The following is a 24941-nucleotide window of genomic DNA, read 5'->3' on the forward strand; positions in this document are numbered from 1 at the left end:
GGCGGCCGGGGTGGGGGCGCTGGGGGGAAATCGGTGGACAGAGAGGGTGGGGGGTGGTGATTGTCGGTGTATGCGGCAGGAGGAGATCTGGGACGGGGAGGCTGCCCGGCGGTATGACACGCCGGGCAACGGGATGTTCGCCCCTGAGGTGCTGGGGCCCACGGTGGACCGGCTCGCTGCGCTTGCGGGTGACGGGCCGGCGCTGGAGTTCGCGATCGGCACCGGCCGGGTGGCCGTCCCGCTCGCCGCCCGAGGGGTGCCGGTCACCGGCATCGAACTGTCCGCCCCGATGATCGCGCAGCTCCGGACCAAGGTGGACGCGCAGACCATCCCGGTGGTCGCCGGAGACATGGCCACCGCCGTCGCCCCCGGCGAATACTCACTGGTCTATCTGGTCTACAACACGATCGCCAACCTGCTCAGCCAGGCCGAGCAGGTGGCGTGCTTCCGCAACGCCGCCCGCCACCTCGGCGACGGTGGCCGGTTCGTCGTCGAGCTGTGGGTGCCCGAGCTGCGCAAACTCCCACCCGGGCAGCAGGCCGTCGTCTGGCACTCCGAACCCGGCTACCTCGGCCTGGACACCTACGACGTGCTGGCGCAGCACGTAGTGTCGCACCACTTCAGGTTCGCCGACGGCCGGCAGGCGGAGCTGTTCCGTACCCCGCACCGCTACATCTGGCCCGCCGAGCTGGATCTGATGGCGCAGCTCGCCGGGTTCGCCCTGGAGAGCCGGCACGCGGACTGGACCGGCGGCGAGTTCACCGCCGAATCCCGCTCCCACGTCTCCGTCTACCGCCTGGCCTAGCCGCCGGCCTCCGACGTAGCCGCCGGCCTCCGACGTAGCCGCCGGCCTCCGACGTAGCCGGCTGCCCTCGTCGGGCCGGGACGGGTCAGCGGGTGCCGACACCGTTGCCGGTGGCGGTGACGAACGACCGCCAGGCCTGGCGGTCGAAGGTGAGGACGGGACCGGTCGGGTCCTTGCTGTCGCGCACCCCGACGACGCCGGGCAGGTCGTCGGCGACCTCGACGCACTCGCCGTTGCCGCTGCGGGTGGACTTGCGCCAGGTGGCACCGGTCAGCTCCATGACGTCATCACTTCCTTCATCAGCAGTGCCGACTGGTTGTGGGGCAGGGCCTCGCTGCGGACGCTCTCCCACCGCGAGATCAGGATAGTCAGCTCCCCGTCCTTGTCGATCGTGGTGCCATTGAGCTGGTTCTCCAGATGACCGACCCAACCGCTGTCGTTGCCGAGCGCCAGCGTGAACGGGCCGGCGAGACCCACGTGGGTGCTGACCTCGGCGGGTATCACGTGGACACTGACGTTCGGCTGGTCGACGCACTCCAGAAGGTGGGCGATCTGCTGGACCATCAGGCCCCGGAAGCTCTCGTCCGCGCGCCGGAGCACCGCCTCCTCGACCACCGCGATCAGCTTCGGCGGCTGCGAACGACTGAGCACGCTCTGCCGGTCCAACCGGACCGCGAGCCGCCGCTCCACCTCGTCGTCGCTGAGCATGTCGTCGGCTCGGAGCACCGCACGGGCGTAGTTCTCCGTCTGCAACAGACCCGGGACGAGCGTCGGGTGGTAACACCAGAGCTGCTGTGCCTGGCGTTCGGCCTCCAGCCAGGGCCGGAACCAGTTCGGTTGCGAGTAGCGCTCGGCCAGCCTGAGCAGTGAGGTGAGCAGCCCGCCGGTCGTCAGGACCTCGTCCGCCCGTTTCAGGAACAGCCGGTCGAACGGGCGTTGGCCCAGCTCGATGGCGGAGATCTGGGAGCCGGAGAAGTGGACCAGCTTGCCGAACTCCTCCTTGGCTCAGCTCCGCGTGCAGCCGCAGTCTGCGCAGTTGTGCCCGGATCAGCTCGGCGGTCGGTTCACTTTCCACACGTCCTCCACGGTTGTCCCGGCCGCCTCCCCGGTCTGACCGGACGGCCCTCGCCGTCGACCCGACCTCGCCCAGCCCGGCGTCGATGCCTTCCGAGAGTAGTGGTGTCATCACCAGAATGTCACCAGCGGGTCGCCTTCCGTCCGGCCCGCGCCGGGGCCGCCCGTGACCCCCCGTGCAGGGGCGGCCCCACCCCCACCACCACAGGAGGTCGAGACCGGTGAACTCCCGTTCGTTTCCAGTGCCACGCCTCGGCCCGTATGCCGACCGGCCGCGCGCCCATCCGCCGGGCGGCCGGCCGCACCTGCCGCTGCGACCGCTGTGGGTGTGCCGGGCCTGCGGCGGCCCGTGGCCGTGCGCCGAGGCCCGGCTGCTGCTCCGCATCGAGTACGACGCACACCTCGTCGACCTGGCCGTCTATCTGTCCGGGCTCTATCACGAGGCGAGCCATGACCTGTTCCGGCTGAACCCGCAGGACGGGCCGACGCCGCGTGACCTGTTCGAGCGCTTCGTCGCTTGGGCCCCCTACCGCCGGCGACCGGGCGCCCCGCCCCTGTCCCCGCCGGGCTGAGCCGGCCGGGCCGAATCGTTCGGGCCGGGCTGGTCGGGCTGGTCGGGCCGGGCTGGGCTGGACGGGCCGGCTTGGGCTGGTCGGGCTGGGCTGGTCGGGTTGGGCTGGTCGGGCCGGGCCGGGCTGGGCTGGACTGGTCGGGCTGGGCTGGACTACTCGGGCCGGGCCGGGCCGGGTTGGGCTGGTCGGGCTGGGTTGCTCGGGCCGGGCCGGCCGGGGTCGGGCCGGGCTGGTCGGGGTGGGCGGCGGCATGGGGCCGAAATAGCGGTATCCGAAGGTGTGAAATACCGCTATTTCAGCTCAGGTGAGTGGATCAACGTCGGCCCGTGCGAGTGGATCAACGTCGGTCCGGGTGAGTGGATCAACCTTGCGGATGGTGGGGGATCAACGGTGCGGAAGGTGGGGATCAACGTCGCCCGTGGGTGGATCAACGGTGCGGCAGGTGAGTGGATCAAGGGTATGGGGTGGCGGGAGATGACCTGGGCCACGTTCGGATGGTGGGCGGCGGCAGGCGAAGGCTGGCCGGTGACAGACTGGTCGCCGCAGTCAACGAGGGCATGAGGGGGCGGCGTGCGCTGGCAGAGCTTCGTGGCGGTCGGGGACAGCTTCACCGAGGGCATGGACGACGCCTACCCGGACGGCACCTACCGGGGCTGGGCGGACCTGGTGGCGACCCGGCTGGCTGCCGAGGCCGGGCCGGACTTCGGCTACGCGAACCTGGCCATCCGGGGCCGGCTCTTCCCGAGTGTCGTCGCCGAGCAGGTGCCCTCCGCGCTCGCCATGAAGCCCGACCTGGTCAGCTTCGCGGCCGGCGGCAACGACGTGCTGCGCCGTACCTTCGACCCGGACGCGCTGGCCACCCGGTTCGACGCCGTGGTGGGCCGGCTGCGGTCCGGGGGCGCCGACGTGATCCTCTTCCGGTTCGCCGACGTGCTGGCCCGGCTGCCCGGCCAGCGCCTCGTCTCACCCCGGATCGCGCTGATCAACCGGATCATCGGCGAGATCGCCGAGCGGCACGGCGCGATCCTGATCGACCTGTTCTCCGACGACACGTTCCGGCTCAGCCCGATGCTCTGGAGCCCCGACCGGCTGCACCTGTCCGCCGCCGGGCACCGGCGGGTCGCCGGCCAGGTGCTGACCGCGCTCGGGGTGGGCTGCGACGAGGAGTGGCTGATGGTGCCGGAGCACCCGGCCGCCACCCCCTGGCTCGCCGCCCGCGCCGCCGACCTGAGCTGGGTCGGCCGGCACCTGGCCCCGTGGATCACCCGTCGGCTCACCGGCCGGTCCTCCGGCGACACGGTCACCGCGAAGCGCCCGATCCTCGGCCCGCTGGCCGACTGACCGTGCGCACCCTGCACACCGCCCCCCTGCTGCGCCTCACCCACGACAACGAGCCGCCACCGGTCCGGCCGGTGCCGGGCGACGACGATGCGCTGTCGGACCGGGCGACGTCGGGGGACGACGCGCTGTCGGGCCGGGCGACGTCGGGGGACGATGCGCTGTCGGGCCGGGCGACGTCGGGGGACGATGCGCTGTCGGGCCGGGCGGTGCCGGTCTCTGGCGGGCCGCCGCCGGACCAGCCGGCCTCGGCTGACGTCGATGCGTCGTCGCACCGGCCGGCTTCAGTCTCCGCCGGGCCGCTGTCGGATCAGCCGGTCCCGGGCGACGGTGGGCCGCTGTCGGGCTGGGCGGTGCTGGTCGACGGTGACCGGATCGAGGCGGTCGGCCCGACCGGGGAGCTGACGCAGGCGTACCCGATGGTGCGGGTGCGGCGGTGGCCCGGCACCCTCGGGCCGGCGCTGGTGCACGACGGGCCGCTGCCGCCGGCCCCCAGCCCGCGCGAACGGGTGCACGCGCTGCTGCGGTCGGGCGTCGGCGCGGTGCTCGCCGCACACCTCACCGACCCGGCGGTACGCGCGGCGGCGGCCCGCAACGACGTCGCCGTCCTCGACGCGGTACGACCCCCTGCACTCGTTGTCGGCGGCCGGGCCGACCTGGCCGTCTTCGCCGACGACGGCCGCTGCCTCGCCACCGTCGTCGCCGGCCGCCTGGTCCACCGTCGCGCCTGACCGGGCGGGTCGGTGGAGCGCGACGCGATCTGACCGGCTCCTCGGGGATGGTCTGCCCGGCCCGCTCGACGGGTGCGTCGGCTGGTGGGGCACGGTCGCGTCCGGGCGGGTCGGCCGAGCCGGTCCGGTCCCATTGGCGGTCGACGCCCCGGATTCCGGCGTAACTTGGGGATCATGTCTGTGCCGAGTGATCCGCATCCCCGCCTCCAGTCGTACGCCGACCCGCAGCGGCTGGTCACCACCGAGTGGTTGGCCGAGCACCTCGGCGACGAGGGTCTCGTCGTGGTCGAATCCGACGAGGACGTGCTGCTCTATGACACCGGTCACCTCCCCGGGGCCGTCAAGGTCGACTGGCACACCGAGCTGAACGACCAGGTCACCCGGGACTACCTGGACGCGGAGAGCTTCGCCGAGCTGTGCGCCGCCAAGGGCATCGACCGGGGCGACACGATCGTCTTCTACGGCGACAACTTCAACTGGTGGGCCGCGTACGCGCTGTGGGTGTTCACCCTGTTCGGGCATGCCGACGTCCGGCTGCTCGACGGTGGCCGGCAGAAGTGGGTCGCCGAGGGGCGCGAGCTGACCCGGGACAAGGTGGCCCGGCCGCGTGCCGACTATCCGGTGCCGCAGCGCGACGACGCGCCGGTCCGGGCGTACCGGGAGCAGGTGATGGCGCACGTGGCGGCGGGTCGGCCGCTGGTCGACGTCCGTTCGCCGGGCGAGTACACCGGCGAGATGCTGCACATGCCGGACTACCCGCAGGAGGGCGCGCTGCGCGGCGGGCACATCCCGGGCGCGGTGAGCAAGCCGTGGAAGTCCGCCGCCAACGACGACGGCACCTTCAAGTCGGCCGACGAGCTGCGGGCGATCTACACCGACCAGCTCGGGCTGAGCCCGGCCGACGACGTGGTGGCGTACTGCCGGATCGGTGAGCGGTCCAGCCACACCTGGTTCGTGCTGCACCACCTGCTGGGCTTCCCGCAGGTGCGCAACTACGACGGCTCGTGGACCGAGTGGGGCAACCTGGTCCGGGCCCCCGTGGTCAGGGGCGACCAGCCCGGTGGCCTGGCCGGCTGACCACCCACCCCGACGACCCGGCCGCGCCCGGCCTGGGTCCGGGTCGCGCCGGGCTGGGTCGCGCCGGGCTGGGTCGCGCCTGGGCGGATGTTGCGGTATCCCAGCCTCGGGACACCGCAACATCCGCCCAATTGCGGCCCGGCGGCCTGGACCACGACGCCGCGGGGGCGGTCGCCGCCGTCGCCGACGCGCCCCGCGACCCGGATGCCGCCCGACTCCAGGCGCTCCTCGACGAACGCGGCCCGACCCGGCGGCCGGACCGGCTGACCGACGTGCTCTGGATTTCCCGGTTCCGCGTCCACCACCGGATCGCCGACCACTACCGGCACGGCCGGGCGCTGCTCGCCGTCGACGCCGCGCACGGGCACAGCCCGGCCGGCGGGCAGGGGATGAACCTCGGCATCTGCGACGCGGTCGCCCTCGGTGTCACCCTCGGCGACGTCCTCGCCGGCCACCCCGACACTGTGCTGGACGACTACGCCGCCACCCGGCGGCCGCCCGCCGAGGAGGTCGTCGGCTTCGCCGCCCGGCTGACCCGGCTCGCCACCCTGCCGCCCGCCGGCCGTCCGCTGCGGGACCTGGCGCTGCGCGCGGTGTCCGGGGTGCCGCCGGATCGCGCTGCGGCTCGCCGGCCTCCAGCAGCGCGCGACGACCCTCCGGCAGGGGGACGAGCGGTGAGCCGGTCGGCGGTAGTTCGGCGGTAAACCCGACACGCGGTCGTCGGGCAGGGGAACCTGCTAGGGGAGCCCCGGTTACCTGGTGAGGAGAGGGCGTGCGTAGACCGCGACCCCGCCTGCTGGCGCTGTGCGCCCTGGCCGCCGTGCCACCGGCGATCGAGGCGGTGCTGCTGGTCCACTTCGGCTTCGTCGCTGCCGAAGGGCTGTCCTCCCAGGTCACCGCCGTCTGGCCGTACGACAGCTATCACGACCTGCGCTGGCTGTACGTCTATCACGACTCGTGGCCCGAGTTCCTGGTCGGGCTGCTGCTGCTGATCGTGTTCCGTGGGCTGCTCACCACCGGGCTGGTCGCGCTCGCCTGGCCCGCCGAGGCGGCCCGACCCGGCCTGCGCTGGCTGCTCGGCCGCAACCTCGCCCTGTCCGCGGTGGTCACCGTGCTGGTCTCGCCGTGGGCGCTGATCTCGGTGGCGGCCTCGGTGGTCGCGCTCTCCTGGGTGCTGCTGGCCTCACTGCTGCCGATGTTCCTGCTCGCCCCGTTCCTGCAACGGGCTGCGGTGGTCGAGCCCTGGTGGCGCGGGTTGCCGCCGATCGCCCTGGTCGGCTGGTCGCTGCTGAACTTCGTGGTGATCACCGTGGCCGGCGCGCTCTGCTGGAGCGTCCCCGGCTGGTGGACGGTGCCGGTCGCGGCGCTCGCCGGGATCGCCAACGGGCTGCTCTGGGAACGCACCGTGCACGTCGCCGTGCTGACCCCCCGGGTGCGCTGGGCCCGGGTGCCGGCCACCCCGATCGCCGTCCTGCTGGCCCTCGCCGTCCCGCTGGCGATTCCCCCGCTGGTGCAGATCGTCCCGACCGGAGTGACGATCGAGCAGGTGGTGCTCAGTCAGCGGCTGCCGGCGGACGTCCGGCACGCGGTGATCGTCCTCGCCGGGCACAGCTCCGCCTATGACGGCACCCCGCCCGTCGATCCGAACGTGGAGCACTTCTCCTACCGGGGGCTGGCGGGGGACGGCCGACCACTGCCCTACCAGCCGGGGGACACCGTCCGGTCGCTGGAGAGCGGGGCCGCGCTGTTGGAGACCCAGGTGGACCGGCTGCACCGGCGTACCGGTCGGCCGGTCGCCCTGATCGGGGAGAGCGAGGGGGCGATGCTGGCCCGCACCTACCTCGCGCAGCGACCGCACGCGGCGGTGGACACCCTGGTCATGTTCAGCCCGTTGATCAACGCGGGGCGGGCCTACTATCCGCCGCCCGGGACGCCCCACGGCTGGGGGCTGGTCACCGGCTGGCAACTGCGCGCCCTGTTCGGGGTGGTCGACGTGTTCGGCGGGACCGGCACCGGCCCGGACGAACCGTTCATCCGGTCCCTGCTGGACAACGCGCCGTTCTACCGCAACCAGTTGATGTGCCCGGTGCCGGGCGTCCGGATGATGGCCTTCCTGCCGACCACCACGGCCACCGAGGCCCCACCCGGCGACTACACCGGCATCCCGGTCTTCCAGACGCCCGGGGTGCACGGCGGGCTGCTGGGTCGGTCGCTGGTCCAGGACCGTCTGATCCACTTCCTCGCCGGGGTGCCGGAGAGCCGGAAACGTCAGGAGTATCCGCTGCTCCAGCAGCTCGGAGCGGGCTGGCAGGCGCCCCCGCTGGCGATCCGGATCAATCCGGCCTGGAACGACAGACGTCAGCCGGACCCGTCCTTCACCGGGAGGGTCTGTCAGCCGGCCTGACCCGGGTGCCACGGCGGTGTCGGACGGCCAGCCGCACGGCCGCCAGGGTCAGCCCCACCACGATCAACGCCTCGATCGGGTGGTACGGCGCGAACAGCAGGTGGACGACGACGACCGCCACCCCGACCACCAGGGCGGCCGTGACCCAGCGGCCCCGACTGAGCGCGATGACCAGGCCGGTCAGCACCAGCAGCACTCCGCTCGCCACGTGCAGCCCGGCCCAACCGGTTAGGTCGTAGAAGACCAGCCCGTCGGCGTGCAGCGAGGCGTACACGTCGCCGCTGCCGACGTCGCCGATCCCGGCCAGCAGGTCGAAGATCCCGGCACCGACCAGCAGGCCCGCGGCGAGCAGCAGCGACCGGTCCGGCAGCCGTACCCTCATCGCGCCCTCCCTCCGGCATGTCTTCCCTTCCAGGCTAGGGGCGCTGGGCCGTGCCGTCCGGCGATCAACGTCGGTGCGCGCCGACCGGGCACTGTCCGCCTGGTGAACCGGCGGGTAACCGAGGGCACCCGGTGTCCGCCCCGAGGTCTACGCTTGCCTGGTGACTGTGGGGCAGCAGGCTAGAGGCAGCGCGGGCAGCGCGGGCCGGCGCCGGTCGAGGCGCGACGAGATCCTGGAGATCGCGGTCGGGCTCTTCGCCGCCCGTGGTTACCACGGGGTCTCCATGGACGACATCGGCGCGGCGGCCGGGGTGACCGGTCCCGCCCTCTACCACCACTTCGCCGGCAAGGAGGCGATGCTGGCCGCCGCGCTGATCCCGGTCAGCGAGGGCCTGCTCGACGGCGGCCGGGACCGGGCCGCCGGCCGCCCCGGCGACCCCCGTGGCGCGCTGGAGTCGCTGATCGACTTCCACGTCGACTTCGCGCTGGCCAACCCGGCCGTGATCGCCCTGCACCTGCACGAGCTGGACCGTCTCCCGGAGGAGCCGCGCCGCCGCATCCGCAAGCTCCAGCGGCTGTACGTCGAGGAGTGGGTGACCGTGCTGACCGCCCTGCACCCCGGGCTGCCCGACGGTGAGGCGCGGGTGCTGGCGCACGCCGCGTTCGGCCTGATGAACTCCACCCCGTTCCTCGGCGGCGAGGTCGACCGGCGGCGTCGGGCGGCACTGCTGCGGGCCGCCGCGCTGGCCGCCCTGCTGGCCGAGACCGACTCCTGACCGGAGCACCTGCCCCGCCCCGGGCCACCCCCGACACTCCCGCCCGAGTCGTGACCGACGACCCGATCGTGGTTTCCTGGCATCCGTCCTCACCCCTGGACGTCGAGCAACCGTCCCTACCCCTGGACGCTGGAGGAAACATGATCGAGTCGCTGTTGGTCGCCAACCGGGGCGAGATCGCCCGCCGGATCATCCGTACCGCGAAGCGGCTCGGCATCCGTGCGATCGCGGTGCACTCGGAGGTCGACGCCGACCTGCCGTTCGTGGTCGAGGCCGACGAGGCGGTGTGCGTGGGACCGGCGAACCCGGCCCAGAGCTACCGCAACGTCGAGGCGATCCTCGCCGCCGCCGAGACCACCGGTGCGCAGGCGATCCACCCCGGTTACGGCTTCCTGTCGGAGAATGCCGACTTCGCCCGTACCGTCGGGGACCGTGGGTTGATCTGGGTCGGGCCCGGCGCGGACGCGATCACCGCGATGGGCGACAAGATCAACGCGCGGAACCTGATGGCGGCGGCCGGGGTGCCGGTCGCGCCCGGCACCACCGAGCCGGCCGCGGACCTGGCGGCGGCGGTCGCCGCCGGCACGGAGATCGGCTACCCGGTGATGGTCAAGGCCGCCGCCGGTGGTGGCGGGATGGGCATGCAGGTGGCCGCCGACGAGGCCGAGCTGCGCACCGGGTACGACAAGGTCCGCGCGTTCGCCGAGCGGATGTTCGGCGACGGCTCGGTGCTGATCGAGCGGTACTTCCCCCGGGTGCGTCACGTCGAGGTGCAGATCCTCGGCCTGGCCGACGGCCGGGTGGTGGCGCTCGGCGAGCGGGAGTGCTCGGTGCAGCGGCGCAACCAGAAGCTGGTCGAGGAGTCCCCCTCCCCGGCGGTGTCACCGCAGCTGCGGGCCCGGTTCCTGGCCGCCGCCGTGCGGGCCGGCGAGGCGGTCGGCTACCGCAACGCGGGCACCGTCGAATGCCTGCTCGACCCCGCCACGCAGGAGTTCTTCTTCCTGGAGATGAACACCCGGCTCCAGGTGGAGCACCCGGTGACCGAGCTGGTCTACGGCATCGACCTGGTCGAGGAGCAGTTGCGGGTCGCGGCCGGCCTGCCGCCGACCTTCGACCCGGACGCGCTGGCCCCGCGCGGGCACGCGATCGAGCTGCGGATCAACGCGGAGGACCCGTTGCGTTTCCTGCCCGGCCCCGGCGTCATCGGTACCTGGGTGGAGCCGACCGGCGAGGGGATACGCGTCGACTCCGGCTACGTCGCCGGCAACACGGTCACCCCGTTCTATGACAGCCTGCTGGCCAAGCTCGTCGTCACCGGCGCGGACCGGGCCGAGGCGTTGACCCGGGCCCGGTCGGCCGTCGCCGCCTTCGCGCTGGCCGGCCCGAAGAACAACCTGCCCTTCTTCGCCGAGCTGCTGGACAACGAGGAGTTCGTCTCCGGCGACTACGACACCGGCATCGTCGGCCGGATGCGCTGACCCCGTCCGGGATCACGGGGTCCGCCGGCCCGGACCCCGTGGTCAGGTCGGCCGGACCCCACCGGGCAGGTGCGGGCGCGGCACCGGGCGGTGCGTGGGGGTGCCGATGACGTCGATCCGGGGGGTCACCGGATCGATCCGGGGCGGACGGTGCCGGCCGGCCGGTGCGTCGTTGGTCGACGTCGGGCCGGCGGGAAAGTGCCCGGGGTTGCGGTCCTTGCGCGCCAGCCCGTCGAGCAGGGCCGCCTCCCGTCCCGGCGGGTCCTCCGGGCGGTCGCCGCCGTCGAGGAGTCGGTGGGGGCGTCCCTTCGGGGTCGTCCTGTCGGCGGCCTTGATGGTGGCGCGCAGCAGGTCGTTCTCGGCTTCCCGGGCGGCCAGCGTACGCCGCAGCACGGCGTTCTCCGAGCGGAGTTGGGCGATGAGCCGACCAGCGTCGCCCGTGGGGGTCGCCCCGTCGGGAGCGGTCGGCTGCGGCCCGGGGCTGTGCGGGTGGCGCCGGACATCGGTCGGTCGACGGTCCGTCGGCGGCTCACCCCGGGCCGCCTCGTAGAGCCGCTCGAAGCGGCTCAGGGTGGCCGCCCGGTCGGCAGCCGCGACGGTGCACTCGACCACCAGCACCACGGTCTGCCACGGCGGGCCCTTCGTCTCGGTGGTGAAGTGCCGGGACAGCCGCTTGCGCCAGGTGTCCCGGTCCCGGCCCGGTCGGTTCCGGCAGATCCGCTCGGCCAGCCTGCTCCAGGTGTCGACCGCCCCGATCTCCGGCGCCCGCTCGACCAGGTCGCGGACGGCCAGGGCGTACTCGGACACCGCTGGCGACCCGTACCGGGCCGCGTAGCCGGCGGCCAGGTGCTCGCGCGGAACGAGCCAGTGCCGCTGGTGCCGCCCCCGGGCCGGGGACGGCGTGCTGGTGTGGGGGGCCATGGGGGACCTTTCGTGCGGAGCCGTCTGCCTCGGGAAGGTATTCGTACCCTCCATCAGCAAATCGTGAGTGTCCCGGCCTGTGTCCGTGGTCAGTTTCTGGCCGGGTGGTTGTCCGGGTAGGGCCGGCGGGACCGTCCGGGTAGGACGGTCCGGGCACGCGCCCGGGCCCGGTGCCGCCGCAGCCGTCGTCGAACGTTCCACTTTGGCCGCCCGCCCGATCCTGCCCGGCCAGAACGGCGTGCGGCGCGACCCGACCCGTCGTTGTCCCCCTCGTACGACCGGTTCCGTCGCCGCACGTGCAGTCGGACGTGCGGCGGGAGCCGGACGCACCACCCGGGCGGTGGAGACGCCATCGCCGGTCAAGCGTCCTGGGGCGGAGAACATGGGAAGCGGAAGACTGACCAACGGCGCGCGTCCGCGCCTCGACCGTCGTCGGGCGGGCCGGCACCTGCGGTCGATGTCGCTGTTCGCGGAGGGTGCGGTGGCGATGGCGCTGGTGTTGGGCCGGGAGGACGCGGTGGCCTGGGCGGGCGTGGTCGTCGCGGTGGTGCGCAGCGCCGCCGAGCTGGTGGAGGGGTCGTCGGGCCGGTGACCGCCGGGCGGGAGGGGTCGTCGGGGCGGCGACCCGGGTGCCGGCGTGGCCCGACAGTCGGCTCGGCCCGACAGGGCGGCCCGAGACCCGCCGGTGGCCCGACACCCGCCGGTGGCGTGGCGGCGGTGGGCGGCGTGGTGGTTCCCTGGAGGGGCCACCGGTCGTCCGGCGTCGCCGGTCGTCGTCCCCACGAGGGGCGGCGGCCCGGGACGAGTCCCCGGCGACCCCACGTCACAGCGAGGTGACCATGAGTAAGATGCCAGCGGCGGTGTCGATCCGGGAGGTCGGGCCGCGCGACGGCCTCCAGAACGAGGAGCCGATCCCCACCGAGGCCAAGGTGCGGCTGCTCGACGCCCTCTCCGGCACCGGGGTACGGCGGATCGAGGCGGTGTCGTTCGTGCACCCGTTGGCGATCCCGCAGATGGCCGACGCCGACGAGGTGTGGCGGCGGGCCGGGAAGGTGGAGGGGGTGCGCTACTCGGCGCTGGTGCCCAACACCCGGGGTGCCCAGCGGGCGCTGGCCGCCGGCTTCACCGAGATCGAGGTGGTGGTCTCGGCCAGCGACACGCACAACCGGCGCAACGTCAACCGCTCCACCGCCGAGTCCCTCGACGACATCGCCGTGCTGATCGACCTGCTGCACGGGGCGGGGGCGCGGGCCGAGGTGATCGTGGCGACCAGCTTCGGCTGCCCCTACGAGGGCGACGTCGACCCGGCGCGGGTCGCCGGGATCGTCGAGCGGGTGGTCCGCGACGGCGCCGACCGGGTCGCGTTCGGCGACACCACCGGCATGGGTACGCCCCGGCGGGTGAGGGAGCTGGTCACCGCCGTCCGCGACCGTGAGGCCGACGTGCCGGTGCTGCTGCACTTCCACAACACCCGGGGCACCGCGTTGGCGAACCTGCTGACCGCGTTGGAGCTGGGGATCACCGAGTTCGACGCCAGCGTCGGCGGCCTCGGCGGCTGCCCGTACGCGCCGGGGGCGAGCGGGAACCTGGCCACCGAGGAGGCGGTGCACATGCTGCACGACATGGGCATCGACACCGGCATCGACCTGGACGCCCTGATCGGGGTCGCCGAGTTGGCCGAGGGCCTGCTGGGCAAGCGGCTGCCGTCCGGGGTGCTCCGGGCCGGGCCGCGTACCCGGTTGACCGCCCGCTGACCCGGTCGACCCGGTCGCGCCGGCACGGCGGCATCGGCCTGCGGGTGGCACCGACGGTGTCGGCGTCGCCCGGGAACCGGGCCGTGCCGGACGGCGGGAGGGGCCGGCGCGGTGCCGGCCCCTCCGTCGTACCGGTCGGTGGATCAGCCCACGGTGAGCAGGCCCGGCCAGCTGTCCCGGAAGATCTGGCTGCCGGTGCCGCTGCTGCGGTCGGTGGCGCTGAGCGTGCCGGCGAACAGGCTGCTGACCCGGTTCGCCTCGGTGGTGCTCGGGTACGGGTTGGTGCAGCTGGTGCCGGCGCTGCCGCCGGACATCAGGATCGCGCAGTTGCCGTTGTAGTTGTCGGGCAGGCCGAGGATGTGCCCGATCTCGTGCGTCATGATCCGCAGCGGGCTGTACTGGGCGGCCTGCTGGGTGTCGATGTAGACCCGGCCGTTGCCGAGGCTGGTGCGCTGGGCGTACGAGCCGCCGCCGGTGATCTGGTAGATCCGCAGGTTGGTGCCGCAGTTCGCGGTGAGGGTCAGGTTGTTGGTGGCGTTGTTCCAGATCGAGGCGGCCTGGTTGGCGATGCCCGCGTAGCTCGGCGCCTGGCTGGTGTTGTAGCAGATGGTCATGGCGGCGGAGGCGGGCGCGGGGTTGGCGACCGTGAGGCCGAGGGTCGCGGTCGCCGTCGCCAGGGCGGCGACGGCGAGGCGCTTGATGCGTGAGTTCATGACTCACTCCAATCCGGAGGGGGTGTCAGGAGCCTAGCCATACTGATAGTTGAGTATCAATATCCAGGGCGGAAGTCGGTCGGGTGGCCCGCCGGGGCCCGGATGCGCTAACCTAACGATCGTTCAGGCTGGTCGGCGCGTCCATCATCGCGTCGGCGGCACGGCGGTCGGGTGCGTCCACGAGGCGCGGGGCGAGGGGGTCGGCGTGACGCTCGACGGCGCGGCACTGGAGCAGCTACGCAAGCGGGCCCGCTCCGGCGGAGCCGACAAATACCACGCGGCGAACGCCGGCAAGGGCAAGCTCTTCGCCCGGGAACGGGTCGCCCTCCTGGTCGACGAGGGCTCGTTGGTCGAGGACGGCCTCTATGCCAACGCCCTGGCCGAGGGGCTGCCCGCCGACGGCGTGGTCACCGGCACGGCGACCATCGACGGCCGGCCGGTCTGCCTGATGGCCAACGACTCCACGGTCAAGGCCGGCAGCTGGGGCGCGCGCACCGTCGAGAAGATCATCCGGATCATCGAACGGGCCTACTCCACCGGCGTGCCGATGGTCTACCTGGTCGACTCGGCCGGCGCCCGGATCACCGACCAGGTCGACCTCTTCCCCGGTCGACGCGGCGCCGGCAAGATCTTCTGGAACCAGGTCCGGGCCTCGGGGGCGATCCCGCAGGTCTGCGCGCTGTTCGGGCCGAGCGCCGCCGGTGGGGCGTACATCCCGGCGTTCTGCGACGTGGTCGCCATGGTCGACGGCAACGCCAGCATGTACCTCGGCTCCGACCGGATGGTCGAGATGGTCACCGGGGAGAAGACCACCCTGGAGGCGATGGGCGGGGCCCGGGTGCACTGCGCCGAGTCCGGCGTGGGCCACTTCCTGTGCAAGACCGAGGCCGACGCGCTCGACGTGGTGAAGGACTACCTCTCCTACCTGCCGTCCAACTGGCAGCAGCAGCCGCCGGCCGCGCCGGCCGTCGCCGCGCCGGAGAAGGTCGATCTCGCCGCGCTGGTGCCGGTCAGCGAACGGCAGGCGTTCGACATGCGCCGGTACGTCAAGGGCCTGCTCGACGACGGCTCGTTCCTGGAGATCCAGGCGCTCTGGGCGAAGGAGCTGACCATCGGGTTCGGCCGGCTGGACGGCGAGGTCGTCGGCGTGGTCGGCAACAACTCGATGTTCAAGGGCGGCGTGCTCTTCGTCGACTCGGCCGACAAGGCGGCCCGGTTCGTGCAGCTCTGCGACGCGTTCAACGTGCCGCTGCTGTTCCTGTCCGACGTGCCCGGGTTCATGGTCGGCAGCGCGGTGGAGAAGCAGGGCATCATCCGGCACGGGGCCAAGATGATCACCGCGATCTCCGAGGCGACCGTACCCAAGATCTGTGTGGTGGTCCGCAAGGCGTACGGCGCGGGCCTCTACGCGATGGCCGGCCCCGGCTTCGAGCCGGACGCGACGATCGCCCTGCCCACCGCGAAGATCGCGGTGATGGGCGCCGAAGCGGCCGTCAACGCCGTCTACGCCAACAAGATCGCGGCCATCGTCGACGAGACCGAGCGGGCCGCCTTCGTCGCCGCCAAGCGGGCCGAGTACGAGCGGGACATCGACGTGGTCCGGCTCGCCAGCGAGCTGGTGATCGACGCGATCGTCGAGCCGCACGAGCTGCGCGCCGACCTCGTCCGCCGGTTCACCGCCGCCCGCAGCAAGGACCGGCACTTCTCCCGCCGCCGGCACGGCGTCACCCCGGTCTGACCGGCCGGCCCCGACCCGCCACCCCCGTCGTCACCCCGGTCCCGGCCCGACCCGTCACCCCGTCGTCATCCCCGGTCCGACCGGCCGCCCACCCGATCCGCCGTCCCCGGCGTCACGAGCGTCCGGGGGGATGTACCCGTACAGGAGGAACCGATGGACTTCCGGCTCAGCGAGGAGCAAGAGGCGCTGCGGGAGAGCGTGCGCGACTTCGCCCGCGAGGCGGTCGCCCCGGTGATCGCCGAACACTACGAGCAGCACACCTTCCCGTACGAGATCGTCCGGCAGATGGGCAAGATGGGGCTGTTCGGCCTGCCCTTCCCCGAGGAACACGGCGGCATGGGCGGCGACTACTTCGCGCTCTGCCTGGCCCTGGAGGAGCTGGCCCGGGTCGACTCCAGCGTGGCGATCACCCTGGAGGCGGCGGTCTCCCTCGGCGCGATGCCGATCTTCCGCTTCGGTACGGCCGCGCAGCAGGAGCGGTGGCTGCCGAAGCTGCTCAGCGGTGAGGCGCTGGCCGGGTTCGGACTGACCGAGCCGGGCACCGGGTCGGACGCGGGCGGCACCCAGACCCGGGCGGTGCTGGACCCCTCGACCGACGAGTGGGTGATCAACGGGTCGAAGGCGTTCATCACCAACTCGGGCACCGACATCACCGCCCTGGTCACCGTCACCGCCGTCACCGGCACCAACCCGGACGGTACGAAGGAACTCTCCACCATCATCGTGCCGTCCGGGACGCCCGGCTTCACCGTCGCGCCGGCGTACTCCAAGGTGGGGTGGAACGCCTCGGACACCCACGAGCTGACCTTCGACGACTGCCGGGTGCCGGCGGCCAACCTGCTCGGCGCGCGGGGGCGGGGCTTCGCGCAGTTCCTGCGGATCCTCGACGAGGGTCGGATCGCCATCGCCGCCCTCGCCGTCGGCCTCGCCCAGGGCTGCGTCGACGAGTCGGTGAAGTACGCGAAGGAACGCCAGGCGTTCGGTCAGCCGATCGGCAACTACCAGGCCATCCAGTTCAAGATCGCGGACATGGAGCTGAAGGCGCACACCGCCCGGCTGGCCTACTACGACGCCGCCGCGCGGATGCTCGCCGGTGAGCCGTTCAAGCGGCAGGCGGCGATCGCCAAGCTGCACGCCAGCACGGTCGCGGTGGACAACGCCCGGGAGGCGACCCAGATCCACGGCGGCTACGGCTTCATGAACGAGTACCCGGTGGCCCGGTTCTGGCGGGACTCCAAGATCCTGGAGATCGGCGAGGGCACGTCCGAGGTGCAGCGCATGATCATCGCTCGCGACCTGGGCATGTGACCGTACCGCCCGATCGGGCGGAGCGCGGCGCGGCAACGGCGAATTGTCGGGTATCCGCAGCCCTTCGTCAGTAGGCCGACGAAGGGCTGCCCGGCGTCGTATCCCGTCCGTACTCTTCCTGCCCATGACCCCGGATCATGATCACTTGCCCGGCGCGGGTGGTCGTACCCCGATCGGGGAGCTGGTGCGGGCCCACCGCCTGGCTGCCGGTCTCACCCAGATCGACCTGGCGCAACGGGCCGGGGTCGGCGTGCGGACGGTCCGTGACCTGGAGCGGGGCCGGTCGCACCGGCCACAACGCACCACCGCCGAGTTGATCGCCGGGGCGCTCGGCCTGACCGGCCCGGCCCGGACCGGCTTCCTGGCCAGTGCCCGTGGCCAGGCCGTCGTCGGCCCGACCGGCCGGGACACCGCCAGGCTGCCGCACCGACCGGTCGTCGGCGCCGTCCTGCGGGACCTCGACCTCCCGGGTACGCCGATGGCGCTCCCCCCGGCCGTCGCGCTGATCGGCCGGGAACGGGAGCTGACCGAGCTGGCCGGGTTGCTCACCGGCGACAGCTCGCCCCCGGTGCTGAGCCTGGTCGGCCTGGCCGGAGTGGGTAAGACCGCGCTCGCCCTGGCCGTGGCGCACGCGGTGGCCGACGCCCACCCCGGCGGGGTGGCCGGGGTGCTGGTCGGCAGCGGCTCCGACGGCAACGACGTGCTCGCCGCGGCCTGCGCGGTGCTCGGCGCGGCCCGGCTCGCCGAGTTGGCCGCCCGACTCCGGGGCCGCCCGGCGCTGCTGCTGGTGGACGCGGTCGAGCGGGCCCCCGACCCGGTGGCCGAGGTGCTGCACCTGCTCGTCACGGCGGTACCCACCCTGCGGGTGGTGGTGACCGGACGACACCCGGTCGGGCTCCCCGGTGAACTCGTCCGCCCGGTGGCCCCGCTGGAGGTGCCCCCGGCCGACGTGGTCGACCCGGACGAGTTGGCCCGCTGGCCGGCGGCGGCCCTGTTCACCGCCCGACTGACCCGGGTCCGCCCCGAACCGCCCGGCCCCGAGGAGCTGCCCGCCCTCACCGCGCTGGTCCGTCGGCTCGACGGCCTGCCGCTGGCGATCGAGCTGATGGCGGCCCGGGGACGGATTCTCGACCTGCCCGAACTCCTCGACCGGTACGGCGACCGGGTGCTCGACCTGGCCGGCCCGGAACTCGGCGGCCGGGGTTGGGAGGCCGCACCGTCGGGCCGTACCGCCGAACCGGCCCGGACCGCGGTGGCGGTGACCCTGCGGGAGGCGGTGGCCACCAGCTACCGGCTGCTCGACGACGGGGAGCAGGCCGCCCTGCGTCGGCTCTCGGTCTTTGCCAACCGGTGGTCGGTGGAGTTGGCCGAAGAGTTGCTCGCCGACGAGGTCGACCGGGACCCGGCGGCGGTGGTCGATCCGGTGCCCCTGCTCGACCGGTTGGTCGAGTTGGGCCTGCTCAGCGTCGGGGGTGCCGGGCCGCTGCGGTTCCGCCTGCTCGACGCGGTGCGCGAGTACGCCATCGAGCAGGCCGCCGGCCGGGGGGAGCTGACCGCCATGCGACGCCGGCACGCGGTGGTGATCACCCGGCTGGTGACCCGCACCACGCCGGACCTGGTCGGGGCGCGACAGCCCACGGCCGCACGTCGGCTCGACGAGGCGACCGGGGACATCGGCGCGGCGCTGGCGCACGCCGCCGGGGACGACCCGGTCACCGCGCTGCGGCTGGCCGTCAGGCTGACCCGCTGGTGGCGGATGCGGGGACGGGACGTCAGCGGTCGGCAGTGGCTGCGCCGGCTGCTCGCGGACCCCCGTACCGCCGACGCCGATCCGGTGCTGCGGGCGTGGGCGCTGCTCGGGGTGGCCCGGCTCGCCGCCGAACACGGCGCGGCGGCCCAGGAACTGCCCGCCGCCCGCGCCGCGCTCGCGGTGCTCGCCGGGCGGGCCGACGTGGCCGGGGAGCTGGCGGCACGGACCGTCCTCGGCACCCTGCTGGTCGCCACCGGCGGGTACGACGAGGCGGCCGAGCAGGCGCACGCGGTGCTGGCGCTGGCCACCCGGCATGGCCGGACCCGGGACATGGCGGTGGCCCAGCACCACCTGACCTGGCACGAGATCCGCCTCGGCGACCTACCGGCGGCCCGGCGTCGACTCGCCGCGGTGGACCGGCTGGCCGCCCAGTGCGGGGAGCCCCGACTGCGCCTGCTGGCCCGCGCCGACCTGGCCGAGGTGGCCCGGTTGGAGGGCCGCCACGGCGACGCGGTGGAGCAGGGTCGACGGGTGGTCGCCGCGTTGGTCGGGGTGGGTGACCCGGGGCACCGGCGGCGGGTGCTCGGCACGGTGGGTCTGGCGCTGGCCCGGTCGGGCCGGGTGGACGAGGCGGCCGAGGTCCTCGCCGAGCTGCGCTGCGACGGTCGTCCGGGGCCGTCCGGGGCCCGGCCCGGGATGGAGGCGGGGACGGCCGCGGGTCGCCCGGCCGGGGGTGGGCCGGTCCGGGCGGAGGAGGGGGTGTGCGCGTTGATCGAGGGCACCGTGGCGCAGCAGCGGGGGGACCGGGAACTGGCGGCGGAGTGGTTCGCGGTGGCGGTGGCCGCCGGGGAGGCCGGGCAGGACCGGCGGGACGTGGTCGAGGCCCTGGTCGGGCTGGCCGCGAGCAGCGGCTCCGCCGAGGTGCGTGAGCGGTTGGCGGAGGTGTGTCGGCGCGGCGGCATCCGGTTGCTGCCGGACGAGGAACGCCTGCTGGCCTAGGGGCGGGCTGCGCGGCCCGACCTCCCCGGTCCAGGGATCCTGTACGTGCAGACCCGGTGGGCACCGGGGCGGGAACGCCTGCCGGTGCAGGCGCGGGGGTGGCGCGAGCGAACAAGCCCCCTGGTCAAACCCCTCGCTCAGTCGCTCGCGCCGGCACCCCCCGGTGCTCCCCCGCGCGATGAAGGCTAGCCAGCCGAGCCGTCCGTTTTGTGGGCATCGGCGAGTGTGCGTCCGGTGGGCCCGCCGGGTTCTGCCGCTTTTTCTGCCGGTGGGTCGGACGGATTTTTGTCACCACGTCAGCAGGCGGCCGCCGGCTCGTCGGTCGGTGCCTGGTCGGTGCTGCCGGCGGTCGCCCCCGGGTGGACGGCGTCGCGTACCCGGCGCAGTCCGTCCAGCATCGCGGCGAGGGTGTCGGGTTCGAGTTGACCGGTGAACCACTGCTCGATGATCCGTAGGTGGCCCGGCAGGGTCTCGTCGAGCCGTTGCATGCCGGCGGGCGTGACCACCGCGTACGAGCTGCGCCGGTCGGACGGGCAGGCGCGACGGCGGAGCAGCCCGTCGCGTTCCATCCGGTCCACCACCCGGGTGACACCGCTGGTGGACAGGGAGGTCTGCGCGGCCAGGTCGGTCATCCGCAGCTGGTTGCCGGGGGACCGGGTCAGGCGCATCAGCACCTCGAACTCGACTGCGGAGAGGCCGTGCTCCTCGTACTGCGCGGTGAAGCGGGCGGTGAGCCCGGCGTGCGCTTCGACCAGGAGGCCGACGGCGGTGATCCGGGGGTCGTCGAACACGTTTTCGTTCACCTGACCATCCTAACAGTGCTTGACACGGGGAATATTGCTGTGGCTATAGTTGCTCAGGCAGTCGTTGGGCTACTGAACAATCTTCCCCGGAGGGCAGTTACATGACCAGCACCGAGTCGGTTACCCGCGACTGGGACGGCCTGACCATTCCCGCCGCCGGCACCTACCTGCTGGACGCCGCGCACAAGCGGGTGGGCTTCGTCGCCCGGCACATGATGGTCAGCAAGGTACGCGGTGAGTTCGCCGATGCGACCGCCACCATCACCGTCGCCGAGGACCCGTTGCAGTCCGCGGTCACCGCCACCATCCAGGCGGCCAGCATCAACACCGCCCAGGCGGACCGGGACGGTCACCTGCGCAGCCCCGAGTTCCTCGACGTCGAGCAGTTCCCGACGCTGGAGTTCCGCAGCACCGCCGTGAAGTCCCACGACGGCAACGAGTTCGTCCTGCTCGGTGACCTGACCATCAAGGGCGTCACCCGTCAGGTCGAGCTGGAGGTCGAGTTCGAGGGCGTCGGCCGCACCCCGTTCGGCACCGACGTGTTCGGCTTCACCGCCAGCACCGAGATCGACCGCGAGGACTTCGGCCTGACCTGGAACGTCGCCCTGGAGACCGGCGGCGTGCTGGTCGGCAAGAAGATCAAGATCGAGATCGAGGGCGAGGCCATCCGCCAGGCCTGAGCCACCCCGTCGTCGGGCCCCCGCTCTCCACGAGCGGGGGCCCGACGCGTACGGGTGTGGATTGTCACTGACCGGCGGCAGCGCTACCTGGTGCCGGGCGACCCCCGCTGGGTAGTGAAGGCGGCAAGCGCATACCCGGTGGGCACTGGCCTCGGCGCGTGGGCGCTCTTACCGTTGTGGTTCACACTGCGCACCGGGACGCTCACCGTCCCGGGCGTCTCACGCCGGGAGGCAACAATGGGTAGGGACGTCGAGCAGGGCGCCTTCTCCCGAGAGGACCGGGTCCGCTACCGGCAGAAGGTACGGCGGTGCCTGGACGTCTTCGCGTTGATGCTCGACGACTTCGGCTTCGACGCCGACCGGCCGATGACCGGCCTGGAGATCGAACTCAACCTGATGGACCCGGACGCCGAACCGGCGATGCGCAACGACGAGATCCTCGCCGCGATCGCCGACCCGCTCTTCCAGACCGAGCTGGGGCAGTTCAACCTGGAGCTGAACGCGGCACCCCGACTGATCGAGGGGGCCGGGTTCGCCAACTACGAGGCCGACCTGCGCAGCAGCCTCAACCGGGCCGACGAACGGGCGGCCAAGTCGGACGCCCGGATCGTCATGGTCGGCATCCTGCCCACCCTGACCGAGCAGCACCTGGTGGCCGACAACCTCTCCAGCAACGAGCGGTACCGGGTGCTCAACGACCAGATCGTCGGTGCCCGGGGCGAGGACATCGAGCTGGACATCCGGGGGGTGGAGCAGCTCCGTACCCACACCGACTCGATCGTGCCCGAGGCCGCCTGCACCAGCCTCCAGTTCCACCTCCAGGTGGCACCGGACAGCTTCGCCGACTACTGGAACGCCTCCCAGGCCATCGCCGGGGTCCAGGTCGCCGTGGGCGCGAACTCGCCGTTCCTCTATGGCCGGCAACTCTGGGCGGAGACCCGGATCGCCCTGTTCCAGCAGGCCACCGACACCCGCCCGGACGAGCTGAAGGCCCAGGGGGTACGCCCCCGGGTGTGGTTCGGTGAACGCTGGATCACCTCGATCTTCGACCTGTTCGAGGAGAACGTCCGGTACTTCCCGCCGCTGCTGCCCATCTGCGCCGACGAGGACCCGGTCGAGGTGCTGCACGGCGGCGGCGTTCCGCAACTGTCCGAACTGCGGCTGCACAACGGCACCGTCTACCGCTGGAACCGCCCGGTGTACGACATCATGAACGGCCGCCCGCACCTGCGGGTGGAGAACCGGGTGCTGCCGGCCGGCCCGACCGTGGTCGACATGCTGGCCAACGCCGCCTTCTACTTCGGGCTGGCGCGCGGGCTGGCCGAGTCGGACCGGCCGATCTGGAGTCAACTCACCTTCAGCTCCGCCGAGGAGAACTTCCACGCCGCCGCCCGACGGGGCATGGACGCGGTGCTGCACTGGCCCCGACTCGGCGAGGTGCCGGTCACCAAGCTGGTCCTCGACACCCTGCTGCCGAAGGCGGCCATCGGGCTGGACCGGTTCGGTGTCGCCCCCGCCGAGCGGGACCGCCTGCTCGGCATCATCGAGCAGCGTTGTCGTACCGGCCGCAACGGCGCAGTCTGGCAGACCGAGACGGTGTGGGCCGCGCAACGGCACCGCAACCTGGACCGGGACGCGGCGCTGCACCACATGGCCAACCGGTACGCCGAACTGCAACGCACCAACGAACCGGTCCACACCTGGCCGGTCGACTGATCCCGCTTCACCCCCCTGCCCCTTTTGCCCTCCCGCCCGGGCCATCCCGTTGCGCCCTACCCTGCCCTGCCTAGCCCAGCCCAGCCCCGCCTCTCCCAGCCCCGCCCGTCCCGTTTCGCCCAGCCCTGCCCGTCCTGCCTCGCCTAGCCCCGTCCGTCCGTCCGTTCGCCCGTCCCGTTTCGGCCAGGCCAGGCCAGCCTCGCCCTCGCCCTCGCCCTCGACGCCGCGCCGACCCGTCTGCTGGCCGGGCGGACGGCTGGCCGACTGGTCGAGACTATTTATCGCGAAGGGCGTATGCCTGGCTGGCATATTCATGCCGCAGTGTCATATCCGCTTCGCGGGACGGTGTGCCCCGACGCGGGACGGTGGTGCACCGACGAGTCGGAAGGGCCGCGAGGGGACGCGGGCCGGAGAGGAACGGTGCATCCGGGAAGGTCAGGGGGTGCGGCGTCCGGAGCGGGGCCTCGGCACGGCGGGCGGGTCCGTCGGCAGGCCGGTCGGCGACCCGGTGCTCTGGTCCGGCGCGGAACCGGCGGACGGCCCACCGGCGGACGGCCCACTGGTCGACGCAGCCGTCGGGGCGGCCCGACCCCGGCGAACCGGCCGAGCCCGTCCCACCGCCGAAGGCGTCGGCTCCCCACCCGAGGCGTCGGTCGGGGTGGCCGGGAGATCGGCACGCGCGTCCATGTCGGCACGCGCGCCCGCGTCCACGTCGGCGCGGGCGTCGGGGTTGGCACGCGTGTCCACGTCGGCGCGGGTGTCCGGGTCGGCACGCGCGCCCATGTCGGCACGCGTGTCCACGTCGGCGCGGGTGTCCGGGTCGGCTCGCGCGTGCGGGTCCGCAGGGACGCCCAGGTTGGCGCGGGCGTCCGGGTCGGACGGTGGGACCGGGTCCGTGCCGGCCGGCCGGTCGTCCAGCTCGCCGGTGCGGGGGTGGGGCACCGGCGCCGTCGTCCGCGCGGCGGCGCGTCGCTCGGCCCGCTGGGCGAGTGAGGCGACCAGCACCGACCCGGCCGCACCGACGATGACCGCGTACGGCGCGACGAGGTGGGCCGAGACCTGGGCCGGCGAGATCGTGGCCAGTCGGGGGACGGCGAGGAAGTAGGCGACCGCGACGAGCAGCGGCCCGGCGGCACCGGAGACCACCGCACCGAGTCGCAGCTCCGCCGTCCGGGCGGCCCGCCGGGCGGCCAACGCGCCGATCAGCAGCGCCGAGCCCAGGGCCAGCAAGGCTCCCGGCCAGTAGAGATGGTCCCGCAACCAGAACCGGGGACTGTCCTGGGCGATCTGCCAGATGCCGAGCTGGGCGCTGGTCAGCCCTCGGCCGGCGAGCACCCCGTCGACGACGGAGACCACGGCCAGCAACCAGAGCCAGCCGACCGTGGCGATCACGTTCGTCGCGGCGGCCCGCGAGTGCAGCGTCCAGACCGTCACCACCAGCCCCATCAGTACGCCGACCCCGGCGTAACCGGCCGCGACGGTCTGCGGGGAGAAGGTGTCCGGTACGGAGGCGGCCCGGGACGGCACCGCGACCAGCAGCACCGTGATCAGCGCGCCGACCGCGCCCGCCACCGCGAGGGTGACCCGGTGCAGGGTGCCCCCGGCTTCGGCGTCCGCACCGCGTTCGTGCAACCGTTGGGCGCAGACCGCGCCGGCGACGGTGGAGACGGCGGCGATCCAGGTCGCCCAGGCGAGACTGGCGAACCAGGACGGCTCGATGGCCCCGGTGTCGACCGGCGCCCAGTTGATGATGCCCAGGCCGTAGCCGAAGCCCAGTTGTGCGGCGCCCACGCCGGCGGCGACGCCGACCGCGGTGAGCACCGATCCTCCCCAGCCCCGTCCCGCCATGCCGGGACTGTAGCGTCCCCTGGTCGAGGCGGCGAGTCGGACGAGCACCGGAGCACGGCCGGTGACCGGTGGGCA

Annotated in this window: 23 protein-coding genes and 1 pseudogene; 17 read left to right on the forward strand and 7 right to left on the reverse strand. The window is 73.2% G+C overall.

The annotated features are described in order from the left end of the window. The first annotated feature begins 70 nt into the window (after window positions 1-70). The gene (locus tag ACQP1S_RS00180) at window positions 71-805 is read left to right on the forward strand and encodes a class I SAM-dependent methyltransferase (RefSeq protein WP_432901885.1); all 735 of its coding nucleotides are present in this window, start codon (window positions 71-73) and stop codon (window positions 803-805) included. Between the two features lie 85 nt (window positions 806-890). On the opposite strand, the gene ACQP1S_RS00185 is transcribed toward ACQP1S_RS00180, so the two are convergent. Next, entirely contained in the window at window positions 891-1085 is a 195-nt protein-coding gene (locus ACQP1S_RS00185) for a DUF397 domain-containing protein (RefSeq protein ID WP_091249277.1), read from the reverse strand. Next, a pseudogene (locus tag ACQP1S_RS00190) lies at window positions 1076-1880 on the reverse strand (helix-turn-helix domain-containing protein). The gene ACQP1S_RS00185 and the pseudogene ACQP1S_RS00190 overlap by 10 nt, the downstream one beginning before the upstream one ends. A 220-nt stretch (window positions 1881-2100) precedes the next feature. Here ACQP1S_RS00190 and ACQP1S_RS00195 point away from each other — a divergent pair. From ACQP1S_RS00195 to ACQP1S_RS00225, 7 genes are all read left to right on the forward strand, one after another. Continuing rightward, on the forward strand, window positions 2101-2451 hold the full coding sequence (locus ACQP1S_RS00195; RefSeq protein WP_432901887.1) for a hypothetical protein: 351 nt from the start codon (window positions 2101-2103) through the stop codon (window positions 2449-2451). A 279-nt stretch (window positions 2452-2730) separates the two neighbouring features. Beyond that, on the forward strand, window positions 2731-3012 hold the full coding sequence (locus ACQP1S_RS00200) for a hypothetical protein (protein WP_432901889.1): 282 nt from the start codon (window positions 2731-2733) through the stop codon (window positions 3010-3012). A gap of 9 nt (window positions 3013-3021) precedes the next feature. Further along, on the forward strand, window positions 3022-3792 hold the full coding sequence (locus ACQP1S_RS00205; protein ID WP_432901891.1) for an SGNH/GDSL hydrolase family protein: 771 nt from the start codon (window positions 3022-3024) through the stop codon (window positions 3790-3792). Window positions 3793-3794: 2 nt separating this feature from the next. Next, a complete protein-coding gene (locus ACQP1S_RS00210) occupies window positions 3795-4520 on the forward strand; it encodes an imidazolonepropionase-like domain-containing protein (RefSeq protein ID WP_432901893.1) in 726 nt (241 codons plus the stop codon). A 174-nt stretch (window positions 4521-4694) separates the two neighbouring features. Next, window positions 4695-5597, forward strand: a complete 903-nt coding sequence (locus ACQP1S_RS00215; protein ID WP_432901895.1) for a sulfurtransferase — start codon at window positions 4695-4697, stop codon at window positions 5595-5597. Between the two features lie 131 nt (window positions 5598-5728). Beyond that, window positions 5729-6301 (forward strand): FAD-dependent monooxygenase, encoded by a 573-nt coding sequence (locus ACQP1S_RS00220; RefSeq protein ID WP_432901897.1) that lies wholly within the window; start codon window positions 5729-5731, stop codon window positions 6299-6301. A 68-nt stretch (window positions 6302-6369) separates the two neighbouring features. Continuing rightward, entirely contained in the window at window positions 6370-8001 is a 1632-nt protein-coding gene (locus ACQP1S_RS00225) for a hypothetical protein (RefSeq protein ID WP_432901899.1), read from the forward strand. Here ACQP1S_RS00225 and ACQP1S_RS00230 read toward each other — a convergent pair. Further along, window positions 7973-8383, reverse strand: a complete 411-nt coding sequence (locus ACQP1S_RS00230) for a DUF7144 family membrane protein (protein ID WP_432901901.1) — start codon at window positions 8381-8383, stop codon at window positions 7973-7975. The two genes, ACQP1S_RS00225 and ACQP1S_RS00230, sit on opposite strands and share 29 nt — an antisense overlap. Window positions 8384-8543: 160 nt before the next feature. Here ACQP1S_RS00230 and ACQP1S_RS00235 point away from each other — a divergent pair, with 160 nt between their 5' ends. Together ACQP1S_RS00235 and ACQP1S_RS00240 are read left to right on the forward strand one after the other, a co-directional pair. Next, entirely contained in the window at window positions 8544-9158 is a 615-nt protein-coding gene (locus tag ACQP1S_RS00235; RefSeq protein WP_091253311.1) for a TetR/AcrR family transcriptional regulator, read from the forward strand. 140 nt (window positions 9159-9298) lie between these two features. Then, window positions 9299-10636: an acetyl-CoA carboxylase biotin carboxylase subunit gene (locus ACQP1S_RS00240; RefSeq protein ID WP_432908498.1), complete on the forward strand. Its 1338-nt coding sequence runs from the start codon at window positions 9299-9301 to the stop codon at window positions 10634-10636. A 42-nt stretch (window positions 10637-10678) separates the two neighbouring features. On the opposite strand, the gene ACQP1S_RS00245 is transcribed toward ACQP1S_RS00240, so the two are convergent. Further along, window positions 10679-11557 carry a hypothetical protein gene (locus tag ACQP1S_RS00245; RefSeq protein WP_432901903.1) on the reverse strand — a complete coding sequence of 293 codons (879 nt, stop codon included), beginning with the start codon at window positions 11555-11557 and terminating at the stop codon, window positions 10679-10681. Between the two features lie 382 nt (window positions 11558-11939). Here ACQP1S_RS00245 and ACQP1S_RS00250 point away from each other — a divergent pair, with 382 nt between their 5' ends. Both ACQP1S_RS00250 and ACQP1S_RS00255 read left to right on the forward strand, forming a co-directional pair. Then, window positions 11940-12149: a hypothetical protein gene (locus tag ACQP1S_RS00250; RefSeq protein WP_432901905.1), complete on the forward strand. Its 210-nt coding sequence runs from the start codon at window positions 11940-11942 to the stop codon at window positions 12147-12149. A gap of 247 nt (window positions 12150-12396) precedes the next feature. Further along, window positions 12397-13311: a hydroxymethylglutaryl-CoA lyase gene (locus ACQP1S_RS00255; RefSeq protein WP_432901907.1), complete on the forward strand. Its 915-nt coding sequence runs from the start codon at window positions 12397-12399 to the stop codon at window positions 13309-13311. Between the two features lie 143 nt (window positions 13312-13454). Here ACQP1S_RS00255 and ACQP1S_RS00260 read toward each other — a convergent pair whose 3' ends face one another. Continuing rightward, the gene (locus tag ACQP1S_RS00260; RefSeq protein ID WP_432901909.1) at window positions 13455-14024 is read right to left on the reverse strand and encodes a snapalysin family zinc-dependent metalloprotease; all 570 of its coding nucleotides are present in this window, start codon (window positions 14022-14024) and stop codon (window positions 13455-13457) included. A gap of 205 nt (window positions 14025-14229) precedes the next feature. Between ACQP1S_RS00260 and ACQP1S_RS00265 the strand changes: the two genes are divergently transcribed. The 3 genes from ACQP1S_RS00265 to ACQP1S_RS00275 all read left to right on the forward strand — a co-directional run bounded on the left by ACQP1S_RS00265 (window position 14230) and on the right by ACQP1S_RS00275 (window position 19819). After that, window positions 14230-15762, forward strand: coding sequence for an acyl-CoA carboxylase subunit beta (locus ACQP1S_RS00265; protein ID WP_091253319.1), 1533 nt, complete (start codon window positions 14230-14232; stop codon window positions 15760-15762). A 153-nt stretch (window positions 15763-15915) separates the two neighbouring features. Beyond that, entirely contained in the window at window positions 15916-17070 is a 1155-nt protein-coding gene (locus ACQP1S_RS00270; protein ID WP_432901911.1) for an acyl-CoA dehydrogenase family protein, read from the forward strand. Between the two features lie 124 nt (window positions 17071-17194). Then, window positions 17195-19819, forward strand: coding sequence for an ATP-binding protein (locus ACQP1S_RS00275; RefSeq protein ID WP_432901913.1), 2625 nt, complete (start codon window positions 17195-17197; stop codon window positions 19817-19819). 296 nt (window positions 19820-20115) lie between these two features. Here the strand turns inward: ACQP1S_RS00275 and ACQP1S_RS00280 are convergent, their stop codons facing one another. Further along, window positions 20116-20622 (reverse strand): MarR family winged helix-turn-helix transcriptional regulator, encoded by a 507-nt coding sequence (locus ACQP1S_RS00280; protein ID WP_432901915.1) that lies wholly within the window; start codon window positions 20620-20622, stop codon window positions 20116-20118. A 101-nt stretch (window positions 20623-20723) separates the two neighbouring features. Between ACQP1S_RS00280 and ACQP1S_RS00285 the strand changes: the two genes are divergently transcribed. Continuing rightward, on the forward strand, window positions 20724-21302 hold the full coding sequence (locus ACQP1S_RS00285) for a YceI family protein (RefSeq protein ID WP_091253327.1): 579 nt from the start codon (window positions 20724-20726) through the stop codon (window positions 21300-21302). Between the two features lie 237 nt (window positions 21303-21539). Beyond that, on the forward strand, window positions 21540-23018 hold the full coding sequence (locus ACQP1S_RS00290) for a glutamate--cysteine ligase (protein WP_432901917.1): 1479 nt from the start codon (window positions 21540-21542) through the stop codon (window positions 23016-23018). Window positions 23019-23453: 435 nt separating this feature from the next. On the opposite strand, the gene ACQP1S_RS00295 is transcribed toward ACQP1S_RS00290, so the two are convergent. Next, window positions 23454-24866, reverse strand: a complete 1413-nt coding sequence (locus ACQP1S_RS00295) for a hypothetical protein (protein ID WP_432901919.1) — start codon at window positions 24864-24866, stop codon at window positions 23454-23456. Window positions 24867-24941: the final 75 nt, after the last annotated feature.

The organism is Micromonospora matsumotoense (assembly GCF_050951065.1).
Classification (GTDB): Bacteria; Actinomycetota; Actinomycetes; order Mycobacteriales; family Micromonosporaceae; genus Micromonospora; species Micromonospora matsumotoensis.